Below are 15,654 nucleotides of genomic sequence, written 5' to 3'. Positions count from 1 at the left end.
GAGCTATGCTAAGTATCAGCATGAGCACCGACAGCACGCCCGCACCCGCCGCACCCGCCCTGTCCTCACCCGCCGCAGATCTGCGCATGGCGACCTTCCGTCTGGCACGACGACTTCGCTCCCAGCGGGCGGTCGACACCATGAGCGACGCGCAGTTCGCCGTGCTCGCCGCCCTGTCGGTGCACGGGCAGCACACCCTCGGCGAGCTCGCCGACCGGGAGCGCGTCTCGGCGCCGTCGATGAACCGCACGGTCAACTGCCTGGAGGAGTCGGGCTACCTCACGCGCACCACCGACACCGACGACCGTCGCAAGGTCAACATCGCGCTCACCGACGCGGGCCGCTCGGTCGTGGAAGAGACCGTCCGGCGCCGCGACTCGTGGCTCGAAGACGCCTTGGCAGAGTTGACGCCGTCGCAGCGCGACGTGCTGCGCTCCGCCGCCGAACTGATGCGGGAGGTGGCCGCCAGATGAGTTCGTCCCCCCGCGCATCGAACGCGATGTTCCGCTCGTTCTCGGTCTTCAATTATCGCATCTGGTTCATCGGCGCACTGGTGTCCAACATCGGCGCGTGGATGCAGGCCACGGCTCTCAGCTGGGTCGTGCTCACGCAGCTCACGCACAACGACGCCGGGGCGATGGGCGTGACGATGGCACTGCAGTTCGCGCCTCCCCTGCTGCTGGTGAGCGTGACGGGCTGGGTCGCCGACCGGTTCGAGCGGCGGCGGCTGCTGATGGTGACGCAGAGCTCGCTGCTGGTGCTCGGTGCGACCATCGGCATCCTGATCCTCAGCGGCGTCATGACGCTGCCCCTCATGTACGTCTTCGCCTTCGCGCTGGGCCTCGTGGCCGCCTTCGACAACCCGACGCGCCAGGCGTTCGTGTCCGATCTCGTCGACCGCGAGAACGCCTCGAACGCGGTGGCGCTGAACGCGGCATCCTTCAACGGTGCCCGGATGATCGGGCCCGCCGCCGCCGGCGTCGTCATCGTCGCGGTCGGCACCGGCTGGGTCTTCCTGGTCAACGCGGTGACGTTCCTCGCGATGATCGTGGCCCTGCGACTGATCCGTTCCGACGAGCTCGTGCCGCGCATCACCGCGCCCGGCGCGTCGCGCCTGGCCGACGGCTTCCGCTATGTCGGCAGCCGCCCCGACCTCATCGTGACGTTCGTGATGGTGTTCCTGCTCGGCGCCTTCGGCATGAACTTCCCCATCTTCGCCTCGACGATGGCCCTCGAGTTCGGACGGGATGCCGACGGCTACGGGCTGCTGAGCTCGATCCTGGCCATCGGCTCACTCGCCGGGGCCCTGCTGGCCGCCCGGCGGGATCGTGCGCGGATGCGTCTCGTGATCGTGGGCACCGGCATGTTCGCGGTCGCGGGAACGGTCTCGGCGTTCATGCCGGACTACTGGCTGTACGCCATCACGCTGATGTTCACCGGGTTCTCGGTGGTCACGACGCTGACGACGGCCAACGGCTACGTGCAGACGACGACCGATCCGGCGCTGCGCGGGCGCGTGCTCGCGCTGTACATGGCAATCCTCATGGGCGGCACGCCGATCGGCGCTCCCATCGTCGGCTGGGTGGCCGCGGAGTACGGGGCGCGTGCCGCCATCCTGCTCGGGGCCGCGGCGGCATTCGTCGCCTTCGCCGTCGGCTTCGGATGGCTGCTGTGGTCGGGGCGCCTGCACCGTCACGAGTCGCGCCGCTTCGCCCTCTCGCTGGACGAGACCCGGCCCCTGTCGATCGTGACCCCGGAGGAGTTCAGCGACGAAGTGGCGGGAACGACGCCGATCTCGCTGCCCGATCCGACACGGCGGTAGCACCACCACGAACCGGCCTCTGCCGCCACCCATCATGCATCGCACCCCGTCGCGAATCACGACATGTGCCAATTGTCGATTGCAATATTCGAATCTTTGTTCTATTATTGAAGGAGAGAAGCCCCGCGTATCCCCCCGATCCTGATGCGGGTTCTGCGCTTCCGGCCTGTCCGGAGCGAGGGGATGATGCACGTGAGCGCGCACCGGGAAGACGTGGCCGACATTGGCCGTGTGCTCGATACGCCGTGGCCGGCGCTGGACCGGCTGGTCGCCGATGTGCTGGATGCGCGGCGGCGGATAGCCGAAGTCCAGGCCGAGGAAGCTCGACTGCTGGCCGACGCGGTCGGACTGGTCGCGGATCGGACCGCGTTGCTGCGACAAGAGGCTCAGCAGCAGGGCAGCTCACTCCTCCGGTCGAGCGACGCGGACCTGCCGCTTCGCGAAGTGGCGCTGGAGTTGGGCATGGCGATGCGCGCCTCAGACCGGGGCGTGCAGCGACGGATGTCCGAGGCGTATCTGCTGACCACGCTGTTTCCTCGCACCCACGCGTCATGGGCCGATGGCGAGATCGACGCCGGCCATGCCTGGGCCATCGCGCGAGCGGGCGCGGTGCTGCGGACGAGCGAGGATCGCGCCCGCTTCGAAACCCTCGCGCTCGAGGCGGCACGGACGGAATCTCCCTCGCGAATGACCCAGGCGGCGAAAGCCATCGCGGCGACCATCGACCCGGCGGCGTTCGACGAGGCCGTGCACCGGGCAGCGGACGAGCGATCCGTGCGCCTTTTCGACCTCGACGACGGCATGGCCAGACTCATCGCCGACCTGCCCGCGCCGATCGCGTACGCGATCTACGACTCGCTCACGACACGCGCGCGGACGATCGTCGACCGGATCGACACCGACACCGACACCGACACTTCCAAGGATGCGTGCGGCGAGCCCCGGCGAGCCCGAGGCGACGATGCCGACACCGTCGTCACCAGCCGATCCGCCGACGCGGAGCGCCGCACCCTCGCGCAGGTTCGCGCCGACGTCTTCGGCGACCTGCTGCTGACCGCAGCACCATCGACGACCGCCACCGGTGCGGGCGTGGACGCCATCAGCGCTCGCATCCAGGTGACGGTCCCCGCATTGACTCTCGCCGGGGACCCCGCGGGCGGACCTGCCATGCTGGCGGGTCACGGACCCATCGACCCGGCGATCGTCCGCCGACTCGCGGGGCTGGCACCCGGCTGGGATCGTGTGTTCACCGATCCGCACACCGGCATCCCGGTCGCCGTCGACCGCTATCGCCCCAGCGCGGAACTCTCCCGCTACCTCGCCGCGCGCTACGAACGGTGCCGCGCGCCCGGTTGCACCCGGCCGGCCCACGGATGCGACCGCGACCATACGACCGCAGCGGCAGACGGCGGCGCGACCGCCCACGAGAACCTGGCGCACCTCTGCCGACGCCACCACACGATGAAACACCACACCGCCTGGCGTGTGCGGCATCTCGGTGGCGGAACACTCGAGTGGACCGGCCCCACGGGGCGCCGCTACACCGACCGGCCACCGTCACTGGTGAGGTTCGTTCCCGCGACCGAGGATCCGCCCCCGTTCTGAGCGAGATGGGCACATGTCAGCGAGCAGTCACCGCTTGCGCGACGACGCGCACGACGGCGGGCACGTACCCGGGCGCGTCAGCAGTGACGGCAACCCGCTTCACAGCGAGGCGACCGCGCCGGCACCCTCGCCGTTCACGAGGGATCCGGCGGCGCGCGCGTCGAGCAGCTGCTCGAGCGCGTCGAGGTCGTACCCGCGCACGTAGCCGCGGAAGAACTCTGCCAGGGCGTCGGCCATATCGGTGGACGTCGGATCCAGCAGCCACTGCACCTGCAGCCCGTCCATCATCGCCGTGGTCGCGACGGCCGCCCGATACGGATCGATCTCGCGGATCAGCCGCCCCTCGTCGGCGATCCTCCGAAACGCCACCGTGATGCTCTCTCGCACGTACTCGTATCGGCGCAGGAAATACTCGTGGGCCGGGTGCGACGGCGACGTCGCCTCGGCCGACAGCGTGCAGAAGAGCTCGATGACACCCGGGATCGACGCGTTGTACCGCGCGAGTTTCACCAGCGCGCGCAACGTCTCGACGCCGTCCGCGTCGTCGAAGTTGACGATCTGGCGCGATTGTTCGTCGCGATGGTCGAGCACGGCCAGCAGCAGTGTGCTCTTGTTCTTGAAGTGATGCAGCAGTCCCGCTTCACTCATCCCGACGCGTTGAGCGATCTCCCGCAGCGATCCGGCGCGGTACCCGCCTGGCATCCGGGTGAACACCGTCGTCCCTGCGTACACGGAGACCTCCCTCGTGTCGACCATCACGAGCGACCCGCGCGCACGCGACGCGATCATCGGCCGCATCCCGCTCGGCCGGGCCGGTACCCCCGACGATGTCTGCGGGATCATGACGTTTCTCGCGTCGGACGACGCGGCCTTCGCGACCGGAGCTATCTTTGCCGTCGACGGCGGGATGACGACCCTCTGACGGGTGCCGTTTCTCACGCGCTCTTCACGCGTCGGTGGAGTCTCGCCTCACCAGTTCGGGGCGGAAGCGCACGGCGCGCGTCGCGGTGGAATCCGCGATCACCTCGAGCAGCAGCTCCACCGCGGTCGCCCCCATCCTCCGCGCCGGCTGGCGGACGGAGGAGAGCGGCACGACGGCCGTCGCCGCGAAGTCGATGTCGTCGTAGCCGATGAGGGCGAGCTCTTCGGGAACCCGGATGCCGCCGAGAATCGCCGCCCCCTGCAGCAGCCCGACAGCGAGGAGATCGTTGGCGCAGAACACGGCATCGGGCCGTTGCGCGGGCGGGCGGGCAGCGAGCGCGTCGCCGACGCGGCGCCCGGCACGCACCGTGAGAGCGTCGACGTCGATGACCTCGAGCGCGGCATCCGGCGCGGCGGCGAGCGCCCGGTGAGCGCCGGCGAGCCGGTCGGCGACCTGGCGCACGTCGGCAGGCCCGCCGACGAAGGCCAACCGACGACGTCCGAGCGAGAGCAGGTGAGCGGCCGCGAGGAATCCCCCCTCGACGTCATCGACCGCGACGGAAGGCGCACCGAGGTCGTGGTCTTCCGCGTCCACGAGCACCACCGGGATGCCCGCGGCCCGCAGCCGCTCGAGACGCGCGGCGTCACGCACGGTCGGGGTGAGTAGCACGCCGTTGACGCGCTGCTCACGGAACAGCTCGAGGTAGGCCTCCTCCCGGTCGCGCAGATGATCGCTGTCGCCCAGCAGCACCGCGAGCCCCTCGGCCGCGGCGCGCTCCTGCGCCCCGCGGGCGACCTCGGCGAAGAAGGGATTGGCGATGTCGAGCACGACGAGACCGATCGAGCGACTGCGGCCGGCGCGCAGCTGGCGCGCCGCGTCGTTGCGTACGAACCCGAGACGCGCGATGGCCTGCTGAACGCGGGCGACGGTGTCGGCGGCGACCTTCTCGGGCCGATTGAGCACATTGGAGACGGTGCCCACCGAGACGCCGGCGGCGGCGGCGACGTCTTTGACACTGACGCCCATCTTCCCTCCCTGCCGACCTTGACGAATCGTTTCAACGACACTAGCGTTTGAAACGATTCAAGTCGCTGTCGAGAGAAGTCCGAGCATGACGTCGCTGTCACCAGAGAACCTGTCCACCCTCGCCGAACAGGCCATCGAGCTGCCCTCCTGGGCATTCGGCAACTCCGGCACCCGCTTCCGCGTCTTCGCCACGTCGGGCACACCGCGAGACCCCTTCGAGAAGATCGCGGATGCCGCCCAGGTGCACCACCACACGGGCCTCGCCCCGAGCGTCGCGCTGCACATCCCCTGGGACGCGGTCGACGACTACGGTGCGCTGCGCCGCCACGCCGAGGACCACGGCGTGCGCCTGGGCACCGTCAACTCGAACACCTTCCAGGACGAGGACTACAAGTTCGGCGCGCTGACGCACCACGACGCGCGCATCCGCCGCAAGGCCGTCGACCACCACCTCGCCTGCATCGACATCATGGATGCCACGGGCTCGCGCGATCTGAAGATCTGGCTGGCCGAGGGGTCCAACTACCCGGGCCAGAACGACATGCGCGCCCGCCAGGATCGCCTCCACGACTCGCTGCAGGAGATCTACGCGCGCCTCGGCGACGACCAGCGCCTCGTGCTGGAGTACAAGTTCTTCGAGCCGGCTTTCTACCACACCGACGTTCCCGACTGGGGCACCTCCTACGTGCAGGTGGCGGCGCTGGGCGAGAAGGCGATGGTGTGCCTCGACACCGGCCACCACGCCCCCGGCACCAACATCGAGTTCATCGTCATGCAGCTGCTGCGCCTCGGCCGGCTCGGCTCGTTCGACTTCAACAGCCGGTTCTACGCCGACGACGACCTCATCGTCGGGGCGGCGGACCCCTTCCAGCTCTTCCGGATCCTCGTGGAGGTCATCCGCGGCGGCGGTCTGAACAGTCCCGATGTCGCATTCATGCTCGATCAGTGCCACAACATCGAAGACAAGATCCCCGGCCAGATCCGCTCGGTGCTCAACGTGCAGGAGATGACGGCACGCGCACTCCTGCTCGATCGGGAGGCGCTGAGCGCTGCGCAGGCGGCGAACGACGTACTGGCGGCCAACGCCCTCATGATGGACGCCTTCCAGACCGACGTTCGACCGCAGCTGGCCGCGTGGCGTGAGGGGCGAGGACTTCCCGCCGACCCGATGGCCGCCTACGCGGCATCCGGATACGCAGAACGCATCGCTGCCGAGCGCGTCGGCGGCGCGCAGGCGGGATGGGGTGCCTGAGATGACGAACCCCACCGTCGCCGCGCTCCTCGCCCGCAGCAACCGCCTGGGCGCCGACCCCGCGAACACGAACTACGCCGGCGGCAACACGTCTGCCAAGGGCACAGACATCGACCCCGTCACCGGCGCGCCGGTCGATCTGCTGTGGGTCAAGGGGTCGGGCGGCGATCTCGGCACCCTCACCGAGAGCGGGCTCGCGGTGCTGCGCCTCGATCGCCTGCGCGCACTCGTCGACGTCTACCCCGGCATCGAGCGCGAAGACGAGATGGTCGCCGCGTTCGACTACTGCCTGCACGGGCGCGGCGGGGCGGCCCCCTCGATCGACACCGCCATGCACGCGCTCGTGGATGCCGCGCACGTCGACCACCTGCATCCCGATGCCGGCATCGCGATCGCCACCGCCGCCGACGGCCCGGCCCTCACCCGCGCGATCTTCGGCGATCGCGTGGTCTGGGTGCCCTGGCGGCGCCCCGGCTTCCAGCTGGGAATCGACATCGCCGCGATCAAGGCCGAGAATCCGCAGGCGATCGGCACGATCCTCGGCGGCCACGGCATCACGGCGTGGGGCGAGACCAGCGCTGAGGCCGAGCGCAACTCCTCCATGATCATCGGGGAGGCCGCCGCCTACCTCGCCGAACACGGCGATCCGGCTCCGTTCGGAGGAGTTCGGGACGGCTACCACGCGCTTCCCGTCGCGGAGCGGCGTGCCCGTGCGGCAGCGCTCGCGCCCACCATCCGCGGTCTCGTCTCGACGGAGCGTCCGATGCTCGGTCACTTCACCGACAGCGACACCGTGCTGGACTTCCTCGCGTCCGCGTCGGCGCCGCGCCTGGCCGCGCTGGGCACCAGCTGCCCCGACCACTTCCTGCGCACCAAAGTGAAGCCGCTGCTGTTGGACCTGCCCGCCACCGCCTCGCTCGATGATCAGCTCGGCCGCCTGCACGAGCTGGTCGATGACTACCGCGTCGACTACCGGTCGTACTACGACGCGCACGCCGATGCCGACAGCCCCGCGATGCGCGGCGCCGACCCGCTCATCGTGCTGGTGCCCGGCGTCGGCATGTTCTCTTACGGCGCCACGAAGCAGACGGCGCGCGTGGCGGGCGAGTTCTACGTCAACGCGATCAACGTCATGCGCGGGGCCGAGTCGGTCTCCACGTACACCCCGATCTCGGATGCCGAGAAGTTCCGCATCGAGTACTGGGCGCTCGAAGAGGCCAAGCTCCAGCGGATGCCGAAGCCGAAGAGCCACCAGGGTCGCATCGCGTTCGTCACGGGAGCGGCTTCGGGCATCGGCAAGGCGATCGCGAGACGCCTCGCGGCGGAGGGCGCGTGCGTCGTCGTCGCCGACCTCGACCTCGAGAAGGCCCAGGCCGCCGCGGCGGAGCTGGGCGGGCCTGATGTCGCGATCGGCGTCGCGGCGAACGTCGCTGATGCCGCGGCCGTTCAGGCTGCGATCGACGAGACGGTCCTCGCCTTCGGCGGCGTCGACCTCGTCGTCAACAACGCCGGGCTCTCGCTCTCGAAGCCGCTGCTGGAGACCACCGAGAACGACTGGGACCTGCAGCACGACGTCATGGCCAAGGGCTCGTTCCTCGTGGCGAAGGCCGCAGCCAAGGCCCTCATCGAGCAGGGGATGGGCGGAGACGTCATCTACATCTCGTCGAAGAACTCCGTGTTCGCCGGGCCGAACAACATCGCCTACTCCGCGGCCAAGGCCGACCAGGCGCACCAGGTCCGCTTGCTCGCGGTCGAGCTCGGCGAGCACGGGGTGCGCGTCAACGGCATCAACCCCGACGGCGTCGTGCGCGGCTCGGGCATCTTCGCCGCCGGCTGGGGCGCCAACCGCGCCGCGACCTACGGCGTCGACGAGAAGGACCTCGGCCAGTTCTACGCCAACCGCACGATCCTCAAGCGCGAGGTCGTCCCCGAGAACGTCGCCGACGCGGTGTACGTCCTCACCGGGCCGGAGCTGTCGCGCACCACCGGCCTGCACGTCCCGGTCGACTCGGGTGTCGCGGCCGCGTTCCTGCGATGAGCGGCACTGCGCGGGCGGTCGCCGCGATCGATCTGGGGGCGACCAGCGGGCGGGTCGTGCTCGGCCGGGTCGGCCGCAGCATCCTCGACGCCGAGACGGTGGCGCGATTTCCGGACGATCCGATCCGTCTCGGCAACGGCCTGCACTGGAATGCCGCAGGTCTCTATGCCGCATCCGTGCGGGGGCTGCGCGAGGCGTTCCGCGCCGAGCCGCAGCTGACGAGCATCGGGGTGGACTCGTGGGCGGTCGACTACGCGCTGCTGCGGGAGGGCCGCCTGCTCGGCATCCCGTTCCACTATCGCGATGAGCGCACCGCGCGCGGTGTCGCGTCGGTGGAGGCCACCATCGCGCGCGACGAGCTGTTCGCCCGCAACGGGCTCCAGTTCCTGCCGTTCACCACGGCGTACCAGCTGGCCGTTGAGCTGCCCGAGCTGGTGGCGGTCGCCGACACACTGCTGCTGATGCCCGATCTCATCGCCTTCTGGCTCACCGGCGCGCGCCGCGCCGAACTCACCAACGCGTCGACGACGGGTCTGCTCGATGCTCGACACCGACGCTGGGACGACGAGCTCGTGGCCGCTCTCGGACTGCCCCGCGCGCTGCTTCCCGCCCTCATCGCTCCCGGCGAGCGGATCGGCGAGCTGCTGCCCTCCGTCCAGGCGGTCGTGGGCGGTGCGGCTCCCGTCGTCGCGGTGGGCTCGCACGACACGGCATCCGCGGTCGTGGCGGTCCCCATGCGCGCCGATGCCGCCGCGTACATCTCGTGCGGAACGTGGGGGCTGGTCGGCGTCGAGGTCGCCCATCCCGTCCTCACCCCCGCGGTGCGCGCGGCGAACGTCACCAACGAGGGGGGCGTCGACGGGCGCGTGCGCCTGCTGCACAACGTCATGGGGCTGTGGATCCTCAGCGAGAGCGTCCGCGGCTGGTCGCGCGGCGGAGAGGAACTCGATCTGGGGACGCTGCTGGCCGCCGCGGCGCAGGTCCCGGCATCCGCCGCGCCCGTGTTCGACGTCGACGACCCCCGCTTCCTCGCCCCCGGCGACATCCCGGCCCGCATCGACGCGTGGTGCGACGAGCACGGCGTGGCCCCGCCTCGCACGCGTGCCGCCTACGTCCGCGCGATCGTCGAATCGCTCGCGCAGGCCTTCGCGGATGCCGTGGCGACGACCTCCCGGCTGGGCGGCGTGGACGTGCGCACCGTACATCTCGTCGGCGGGGGTGCGCTCAACGAACTGCTCTGTCAGCGCACGGCCGACCGGTGCGGCCTGCCGGTGGTCGCGGGACCGGTCGAGGCGACGGCGCTCGGCAACATCCTGGTCCAGGCGCGCACGGCTGGCATGATCACCGGCGAGCTGGAGGAGCTGCGAGACCTCGTCGCGCGCACCCAGCAGCTGCGACGATACGAACCGCAGGCGTGATCAGTGCAGCGACGCGTCGGCGTCGGTGCGCAGCCACTCGGTGAACACGACCTCGAGGCCGGCACGCGTCGGCGCACACACCATCGGTCCCGCCTGCGCGTCGAGGTCGCCGCGGAACGGAGCGACCCGTACCAGTCGCATCGGCTCGCCGTCGACACCGGCGCGCACCGTGAGGGCGTCCTCGCCGCGGCTGACTCGTACGCGCAGTGGCCGCCCCGCCCACTCCGGTACGGCGCCGACCGACCAGTCCGACATCGTGTCGGTCACGACGGCGCCGACCCCGAGCACACCGTCGGCGTTCTCGACTCCGGCTTTCATCCAGCGTTCCTCGTCTGCGCGAACGAACAGTCCCGCCTGATCGAACTGCGCCGTGAAGTCGGCCTCGAAGACGACCTCCATCGCCGTGCCGACCGGCAGCGGCGCGATCAACGCGTGCTCGGTGTCGTGGATGAAGCCGTACGCGGTGCGACGCCACGCATCGCTGCCTTCGACGGCCGTGACGACCAGCGCGTCGCCCCGCGCGCTCACGGCAGCCGGCGGGGTCGTCCACGTTCCGCCGTCCCAGGCGATGCGCTCCCTCATGCGTCCATCCTGCCGTGCCCGGCACCGACGGCGGCGGCATCCGCCGGGCCCGCGTGCAGGGTCAGCACCTCGACCCCGCGCGGCGCGACGCGGGCGACATCGATGACGACCTCCTCGTCGGTGCGGTTGACGAGGAACACGTGCCGGATCGCCTCGTCCCTGCGGACGATGACCTCGAGCCGGCCTCCCGCCGCGAACGGGTCGGCTGCGAGCGCGTCGATCTCACCGGCGAGACGCTCGAGCAGAGCGCGGGTGCCCTCCCGGCCGAGGTCGGCGGAGACGTAGGTCGCCGACCCGGCGCCGACGCGGCGGTGGGTGACGGCCGGCATCCCGGCGAGGTCGCCCGCCGCGTAGGTGTCCAGCACCTCGACGTCGGCGCCGACGCGGGCGATCCGCTCGCTCCAGTGCGCCGCTCGGGCGCCGGAGGTGAGCAGGGACGACTCCTCGGGCAGAAGAGGCACGAACTCTTCCACCGTCACGCCGAGGACGTCGCGCAGGGCACCCGGGTAGCCCCCGAGCCACACCCGGTCGTGCTCGTCGACGATGCCGGAGAAGTACGTCGTCACGAGATGGCGCCCGCCGCGACGACATCCTCCAGCCGGGTGCGCAGCGCGTCGGGCACGACGTGCAGCATCGGCGCGATGACCACGTCGTAGTCGTCGAGGGATGCCGAGACCGGAACGACGTCGGCACGCACGCCCAGATCGAGCAGAGCCCGATACCAGGCCAGCGTCTCGTCGTCGTAGCGGATCGCGTCGGTGGGGTGCGAGTCGCGCCCACTGACCCACCAGGACTCGTAGTCGAAGACGACGGCGACGCGGGCACGCTCCCGGCGCGTCCCCGTGACCGCCGACAGCTCACCCAGGCGCGCGCCGAGCGCGGCGACGTCGCGGAAGACGCGGCTGTGCTCGCCGGCGTGCGGCACCATTCCGGAGTGGTAGCGCTCGCCCCCGGCGCGGGACTGCCGCCACTGGAAGAAGCACACCGCATCGGCGCCGTGCCCGACGTGGGTGAGCGCGTCGCGCAGCAGCACGCCCGGCCGCTTGGGCGGGTTCACCTCGCGCCAGTTGATCGCGCTCGGCGCATGCTCCATGAGGAACCACGGCCGCCCCTCGGCGATGTTGCCGGTGAGGTTCGCCCAGAAGGAGAGGTCGTCACGGCCTGCCTCCCCGGGACGCAGGTAGTGGTCGTTGGAGACGAAGTCGACGTCGCCCGCCCACGAGGGGTAGTCGATGTCGCGCACGTTCTGGGCGACCATGAAGTTGGTCGTGAACGGGATGTCCGGTGTCACCTCGGCGAGCACGGCGGCCTCGGCGCGGAGGTGATCGCGGACGGCATCCGAGGAGAAGCGCTCGAAGTCGAGCCGCTGGCCGGGATTGCGGTGCGTGGGCGCGGTGCGCGGGGGCAGGATCTGATCCCACTCGGTGTAGTGCTGCGACCAGAAGGCCGTTCCCCACGCGTCGTTGAGAGCATCGAGCATGCCGTAGCGCTGCCGAAGCCAGCCGCGGAAGGCGCGGGCGGCGTCATCGGAGTAGTCGTAGATGTTGTGGCAGCCCAGCTCGTTCGAGATGTGCCAGGCGATGATCGCAGGATGCTCGCGGTAGCGCTCGGCGAGGGCGCGCACCAGTCGCAGCGCGTGCTCGCGGAACACGGGAGAGGTGGGCCGCCAGTGCTGGCGGGCACCCGGCCACAGCACGGTGCCGTCCTCGGTGTGCGGAAGGATCTCGGGATGCCGCTGCGACAGCCAGGCCGGAGGCGAGGCCGTCGCCGTGGCGAGGTCGACGTCGATGCCGTTCTCGTGCAGCAGATCGATGACCTCGTCGAGCCAGGTGAAGTCGTATTCGCCCGGACGCGGTTCCAGCAGCGCCCAGGAGAAGATGGCGAGCGACACGACATTCACGCCGGCCTCGCGCATCAGACGCATGTCCTCGGCCCAGACGTCGCGCGACCACTGCTCGGGGTTGTAGTCGGCGCCATAGCGCATGCGCCGCGCCCCCGTCGCTCCGTCTCGGACCCAGCGATACTCCCGTGCCTGCGTTGCCATGACGGCATCCTATCTCGAATATCGTGCACATGCACGGTTTTTTCAACGGGCGCCACGGTACGCTGTCATGCCATGACGACCCCGACTCCGGCTCGCCGCGGTCCGTACGCGAAGTCGGCCGAACGGCGCGCGGAGATCATCGCGTCGGCGACGGCGATCTTCAGCGCCCACGGCTACCGCGGAGGTTCGCTGCGCCAGATCGCCGCCGAGCTGGGGCTCGGCCTGACGACGGTCATGCATCACTTCCCGACGAAAGTGTCGCTGCTGGCAGCCGTCTTGGAGCAGGAGGATGCCGCAGACGCCGACTTCCTCGCACGCACCCGTCGCGACGGCCTCATCCCGACCGTGCTGGGTATCGTCGAGCGCAACCTCGATCGCCGAGAGCTGGTGCGCATGTTCTCCATCGTCTCGGCGGAGGCGACCTACCCGGGACACGAGGCACACGACTGGCTCCGGCAGCGCTACGCTCGCGTCGTCGCCGACTACGCCGCCGCGATCGCGGCCGATCGCGCCGCCGGGAGGATCGATCCGCCAGTCAGCGACGACACCGCCCTGGCGGCTCTGGTCATCACGGGGTGGGAGGGCATTCAGATCCGCTGGCTCGCCGATGATTCGGACCCCGTGGCGGCCATGTCCCTGCTTCTGTCGAGTGCACTGCGACCACGGGCGGCATAATGGGTTTGTGCCTTCCGGCACGCTGAAGCCGAGAATCGAGGCCGCATGCCCTATCGCAATCAGGAAACGGTCGCCTCATGGGTGCGCGATTACCTCGAGGACCGCAACGTCGAGGCCTCCTCCGTATCGGTTCTCGAGAAGGACTTCACTCCGGGACCGGACTCCGGCCTCGTCGTCGTCGCCTTGAGCAACGCGTCCACGGTCACCTACATCCAGCCGGTCATCGCCGACGGCCACCCGCGGTGGATGGTGACGTTCGAGCCCCGGACCGAGGGTTTCGACCTCGATGCCACGGGCGTTGCGCGACTGTCAGCAGATCTGTCCGACCTCGCCGAGTTGTGCGGCTACCTGCAGGGACGCACCGAGCAGGCCATCGCCGAGGCAACCGCCGCCGAAGTCTGAGCATCGCAAGGCCCCTGGGATCTCGCGGTCGAGATCACGCGGTCTAGATCAGAGGAGTCGTGAGGACGGCGGTCGCCAAGGCTCCCAGCGCGACGACACCGCTCACCGTTGCCGCCGTCTGCCACAGCACCTGCGCCCGCGGCGACGACTCGACACCGGATTCGGGCCGCACCGCGTGCGCGGTGAACACAGCGCGCTGGGCCTCCGCAAGGCTCCCGTAGCGGCCCACCGGGGTCGATCGCGAGTCGAAGCCGACGAAGTGACCGTCGGGCGTGGCCTCCACACAGCCCACGTAGTCGCCGGCACGCGAGGCGACGAAGAAGCCCTCGCTGACGCGAGCCCAGGTGACGCGCCCCGGCGACGCGGGAGCGATGATGCTCATGCGACGGCCGCCAGCTCCGCGCGCGACGGGGCGGTGGTCAGCGCACGCTCCATCACCACTCCAGCCGCCGAAGCCGCCGCCTGGGCGATCTCGTTCACGCGTGCCGGATCGAGGCGGATCGGCTCCGCGTCGTCGAACTCGAAGCGCAGGGGAATCGCGCTGTGCACCCACAGAGCCGTCCGACCGTCGGCGGGCGACGAGAACGACAGGCTGAAGCCCTCCGACCTGCGGAGCTTGGTCATCGCGACCATCCGCAGATGGGCGAGGTCGACATCTTCGATCTCGATCGCGTCGGAGCTGTTGCCGTAGTACATGCGTCCCATCGTGACTCCCCTCGGTGTGGTGCGTTGCGCCCGGTCGGTTACGAGAAAGGTTATTCCGCAAATAAGTAGTTAGTCAAGCGAGATAATTCATGAGCTATATTGGTGGCACCGTAGCTTTTCGGCGACGACTTCTTCTGGGAGGTGAGCGAGGTGACGACCGCACACACGTCCGACGCAACCTCCGTGCTGGACGCCCTGGCGCGTTTCAGAGCGGCCGACGCGCAGATGCATCAGCGCGTGCGCACCCATGCCGCCCTCGGCGAGAACGAGCTGCGCATCCTTCAGTACGTTCTGGCCTGCGACCGCGCGGGCACCGACGTCAAGCCGAGCGAGATCTCGCGCCACCTCGGCATCAGCTCCGCGTCGACGACAGCACTCCTCGACCGGCTGGAGCGTCTCGGGAGCGTTCAGCGCGTCAACCATCCCACCGACCGGCGCAGCATCCTCATCGCTCCGACCGCGCGCGCGGCAGCCGAGGTCGCGACCTTTGTCGACGCCTTCGAGGACCGCGTGGCGACAGCCATCGACCGCCTGTCCGAGGAAGGACGCGCGGCCGTGGCCTCGTTCCTGGATGCCGCGACCGACGCCGCCGACGAGATCGCCGACCCTACGATCGCCCGCGACTACGCGTCGATGTGATCGACCGCGACGCGCATCGCGTCGAGGAAGCGGATGACCGTGTCCCGCTGATCCTCGTCCATCTCGCGGACGACGGCCATCATGCGCTCGTGCATCGCTGAGAGCGTGTGACGCACCTCGTCATCGGACTTCTCACTGGAACGGATGAGCACGCTGCGGCGGTCACCCGGATTGGGGGTCCGCGTGATGTGACCCGACTTCTCGAGCCGGTCCAGCAGGGCGGTCGTGGACGCGGACGTGATCCCGAGATAGCGGCTCACGGTGACGGGCGTCACATCCTCTTGGCGCAGGCGCGCGCGTGCGAGGAAGCGGAGGACGAGAAGCTCGTTCTCGCCCATGTCCATCGACTGCTGGGTCCTTCGCCGCATCGCGACCTCGGCGGCCCGGTAGGAACGCATGGCTTCCATGACCGACGTCGAACGCGCATCGTCATCCACGTACCAGTACGACGGCGACTGCTCGGCGGACGTGCTCATCGCAACATTGTGCCGCACGATCGCGCACGGACCCCAGATCAGCCGCGA

At 69.8% G+C, this 15,654-nt stretch carries 16 protein-coding genes and 1 pseudogene; 10 read left to right on the top strand and 7 right to left on the bottom strand.

Going from position 1 to position 15,654, the window contains the following annotated elements; translation table 11 throughout:
• Window positions 1-20: 20 nt before the first annotated feature.
• From HMPREF1529_RS06405 to HMPREF1529_RS06395, 3 genes are all read left to right on the top strand, one after another.
• Window positions 21-473: a MarR family winged helix-turn-helix transcriptional regulator gene (locus tag HMPREF1529_RS06405; protein WP_036282783.1), complete on the top strand. Its 453-nt coding sequence runs from the start codon at window positions 21-23 to the stop codon at window positions 471-473.
• Complete coding sequence (locus HMPREF1529_RS06400) at window positions 470-1,822, top strand: MFS transporter (protein ID WP_016464192.1); 1,353 nt, start codon at window positions 470-472, stop codon at window positions 1,820-1,822. The genes HMPREF1529_RS06405 and HMPREF1529_RS06400 overlap by 4 nt, the downstream gene beginning before the upstream one ends.
• Before the next feature lie 186 nt (window positions 1,823-2,008).
• A complete protein-coding gene (locus HMPREF1529_RS06395; RefSeq protein WP_232212100.1) occupies window positions 2,009-3,427 on the top strand; it encodes an HNH endonuclease signature motif containing protein in 1,419 nt (472 codons plus the stop codon).
• A gap of 99 nt (window positions 3,428-3,526) precedes the next feature.
• On the opposite strand, the gene HMPREF1529_RS06390 is transcribed toward HMPREF1529_RS06395, so the two are convergent.
• Window positions 3,527-4,159: a TetR/AcrR family transcriptional regulator gene (locus HMPREF1529_RS06390; protein ID WP_232212071.1), complete on the bottom strand. Its 633-nt coding sequence runs from the start codon at window positions 4,157-4,159 to the stop codon at window positions 3,527-3,529.
• Window positions 4,160-4,172: 13 nt separating this feature from the next.
• Between HMPREF1529_RS06390 and HMPREF1529_RS15595 the strand changes: the two genes are divergently transcribed.
• A complete protein-coding gene (locus HMPREF1529_RS15595) occupies window positions 4,173-4,349 on the top strand; it encodes an SDR family oxidoreductase (RefSeq protein WP_232212070.1) in 177 nt (58 codons plus the stop codon).
• Window positions 4,350-4,373: 24 nt separating this feature from the next.
• On the opposite strand, the gene HMPREF1529_RS06385 is transcribed toward HMPREF1529_RS15595, so the two are convergent.
• Window positions 4,374-5,375, bottom strand: a complete 1,002-nt coding sequence (locus HMPREF1529_RS06385) for a LacI family DNA-binding transcriptional regulator (protein WP_016464189.1) — start codon at window positions 5,373-5,375, stop codon at window positions 4,374-4,376.
• Window positions 5,376-5,460: 85 nt separating this feature from the next.
• On the opposite strand from HMPREF1529_RS06385, the gene rhaI reads away from it, so the two are divergent.
• From rhaI to HMPREF1529_RS06370, 3 genes are read left to right on the top strand one after another with little or no spacing between them, the layout of a single operon-like run.
• Window positions 5,461-6,627 (top strand): L-rhamnose isomerase, encoded by a 1,167-nt coding sequence (gene rhaI / locus HMPREF1529_RS06380; RefSeq protein WP_016464188.1) that lies wholly within the window; start codon window positions 5,461-5,463, stop codon window positions 6,625-6,627.
• Between the two features lies 1 nt (window position 6,628).
• Window positions 6,629-8,665, top strand: a complete 2,037-nt coding sequence (locus HMPREF1529_RS06375) for a bifunctional rhamnulose-1-phosphate aldolase/short-chain dehydrogenase (protein WP_036282779.1) — start codon at window positions 6,629-6,631, stop codon at window positions 8,663-8,665.
• Window positions 8,662-10,083 (top strand): rhamnulokinase, encoded by a 1,422-nt coding sequence (locus tag HMPREF1529_RS06370; RefSeq protein ID WP_016464186.1) that lies wholly within the window; start codon window positions 8,662-8,664, stop codon window positions 10,081-10,083. The genes HMPREF1529_RS06375 and HMPREF1529_RS06370 overlap by 4 nt, the downstream gene beginning before the upstream one ends.
• On the opposite strand, the gene HMPREF1529_RS06365 is transcribed toward HMPREF1529_RS06370, so the two are convergent.
• Together HMPREF1529_RS06365 and HMPREF1529_RS06355 are read right to left on the bottom strand one after the other, a co-directional pair.
• Window positions 10,084-10,665: a DUF1349 domain-containing protein gene (locus tag HMPREF1529_RS06365; RefSeq protein WP_016464185.1), complete on the bottom strand. Its 582-nt coding sequence runs from the start codon at window positions 10,663-10,665 to the stop codon at window positions 10,084-10,086. It lies immediately after the preceding gene.
• Window positions 10,662-12,580 (bottom strand): annotated as a pseudogene (locus HMPREF1529_RS06355) (beta-galactosidase). Before HMPREF1529_RS06355 ends, HMPREF1529_RS06365 begins: the two are co-directional and overlap by 4 nt.
• 201 nt (window positions 12,581-12,781) lie before the next feature.
• Here HMPREF1529_RS06355 and HMPREF1529_RS06350 point away from each other — a divergent pair.
• Entirely contained in the window at window positions 12,782-13,384 is a 603-nt protein-coding gene (locus tag HMPREF1529_RS06350; protein WP_016464182.1) for a TetR/AcrR family transcriptional regulator, read from the top strand.
• A gap of 45 nt (window positions 13,385-13,429) precedes the next feature.
• Window positions 13,430-13,786 (top strand): hypothetical protein, encoded by a 357-nt coding sequence (locus HMPREF1529_RS06345; RefSeq protein WP_016464181.1) that lies wholly within the window; start codon window positions 13,430-13,432, stop codon window positions 13,784-13,786.
• A gap of 43 nt (window positions 13,787-13,829) precedes the next feature.
• Here HMPREF1529_RS06345 and HMPREF1529_RS06340 read toward each other — a convergent pair whose 3' ends face one another.
• Window positions 13,830-14,168 carry a hypothetical protein gene (locus tag HMPREF1529_RS06340; RefSeq protein ID WP_016464180.1) on the bottom strand — a complete coding sequence of 113 codons (339 nt, stop codon included), beginning with the start codon at window positions 14,166-14,168 and terminating at the stop codon, window positions 13,830-13,832.
• On the bottom strand, window positions 14,165-14,491 hold the full coding sequence (locus HMPREF1529_RS06335) for a DUF7882 family protein (RefSeq protein WP_016464179.1): 327 nt from the start codon (window positions 14,489-14,491) through the stop codon (window positions 14,165-14,167). The genes HMPREF1529_RS06340 and HMPREF1529_RS06335 overlap by 4 nt, the downstream gene beginning before the upstream one ends.
• Before the next feature lie 150 nt (window positions 14,492-14,641).
• On the opposite strand from HMPREF1529_RS06335, the gene HMPREF1529_RS06330 reads away from it, so the two are divergent.
• A complete protein-coding gene (locus HMPREF1529_RS06330) occupies window positions 14,642-15,130 on the top strand; it encodes a MarR family winged helix-turn-helix transcriptional regulator (RefSeq protein ID WP_016464178.1) in 489 nt (162 codons plus the stop codon).
• Here the strand turns inward: HMPREF1529_RS06330 and HMPREF1529_RS06325 are convergent.
• On the bottom strand, window positions 15,115-15,606 hold the full coding sequence (locus tag HMPREF1529_RS06325) for a MarR family winged helix-turn-helix transcriptional regulator (RefSeq protein WP_016464177.1): 492 nt from the start codon (window positions 15,604-15,606) through the stop codon (window positions 15,115-15,117). The two genes, HMPREF1529_RS06330 and HMPREF1529_RS06325, sit on opposite strands and share 16 nt — an antisense overlap.
• Between the last annotated feature and the right edge of the window lie 48 nt (window positions 15,607-15,654).

This window comes from Microbacterium sp. oral taxon 186 str. F0373 (assembly GCF_000411455.1).
In the GTDB taxonomy this organism is placed as follows: Bacteria; Actinomycetota; Actinomycetes; order Actinomycetales; family Microbacteriaceae; genus Microbacterium.
Note: the sequence above shows the minus strand (reverse complement) of the source record. Positions and strands in the feature narration are given on the sequence as shown.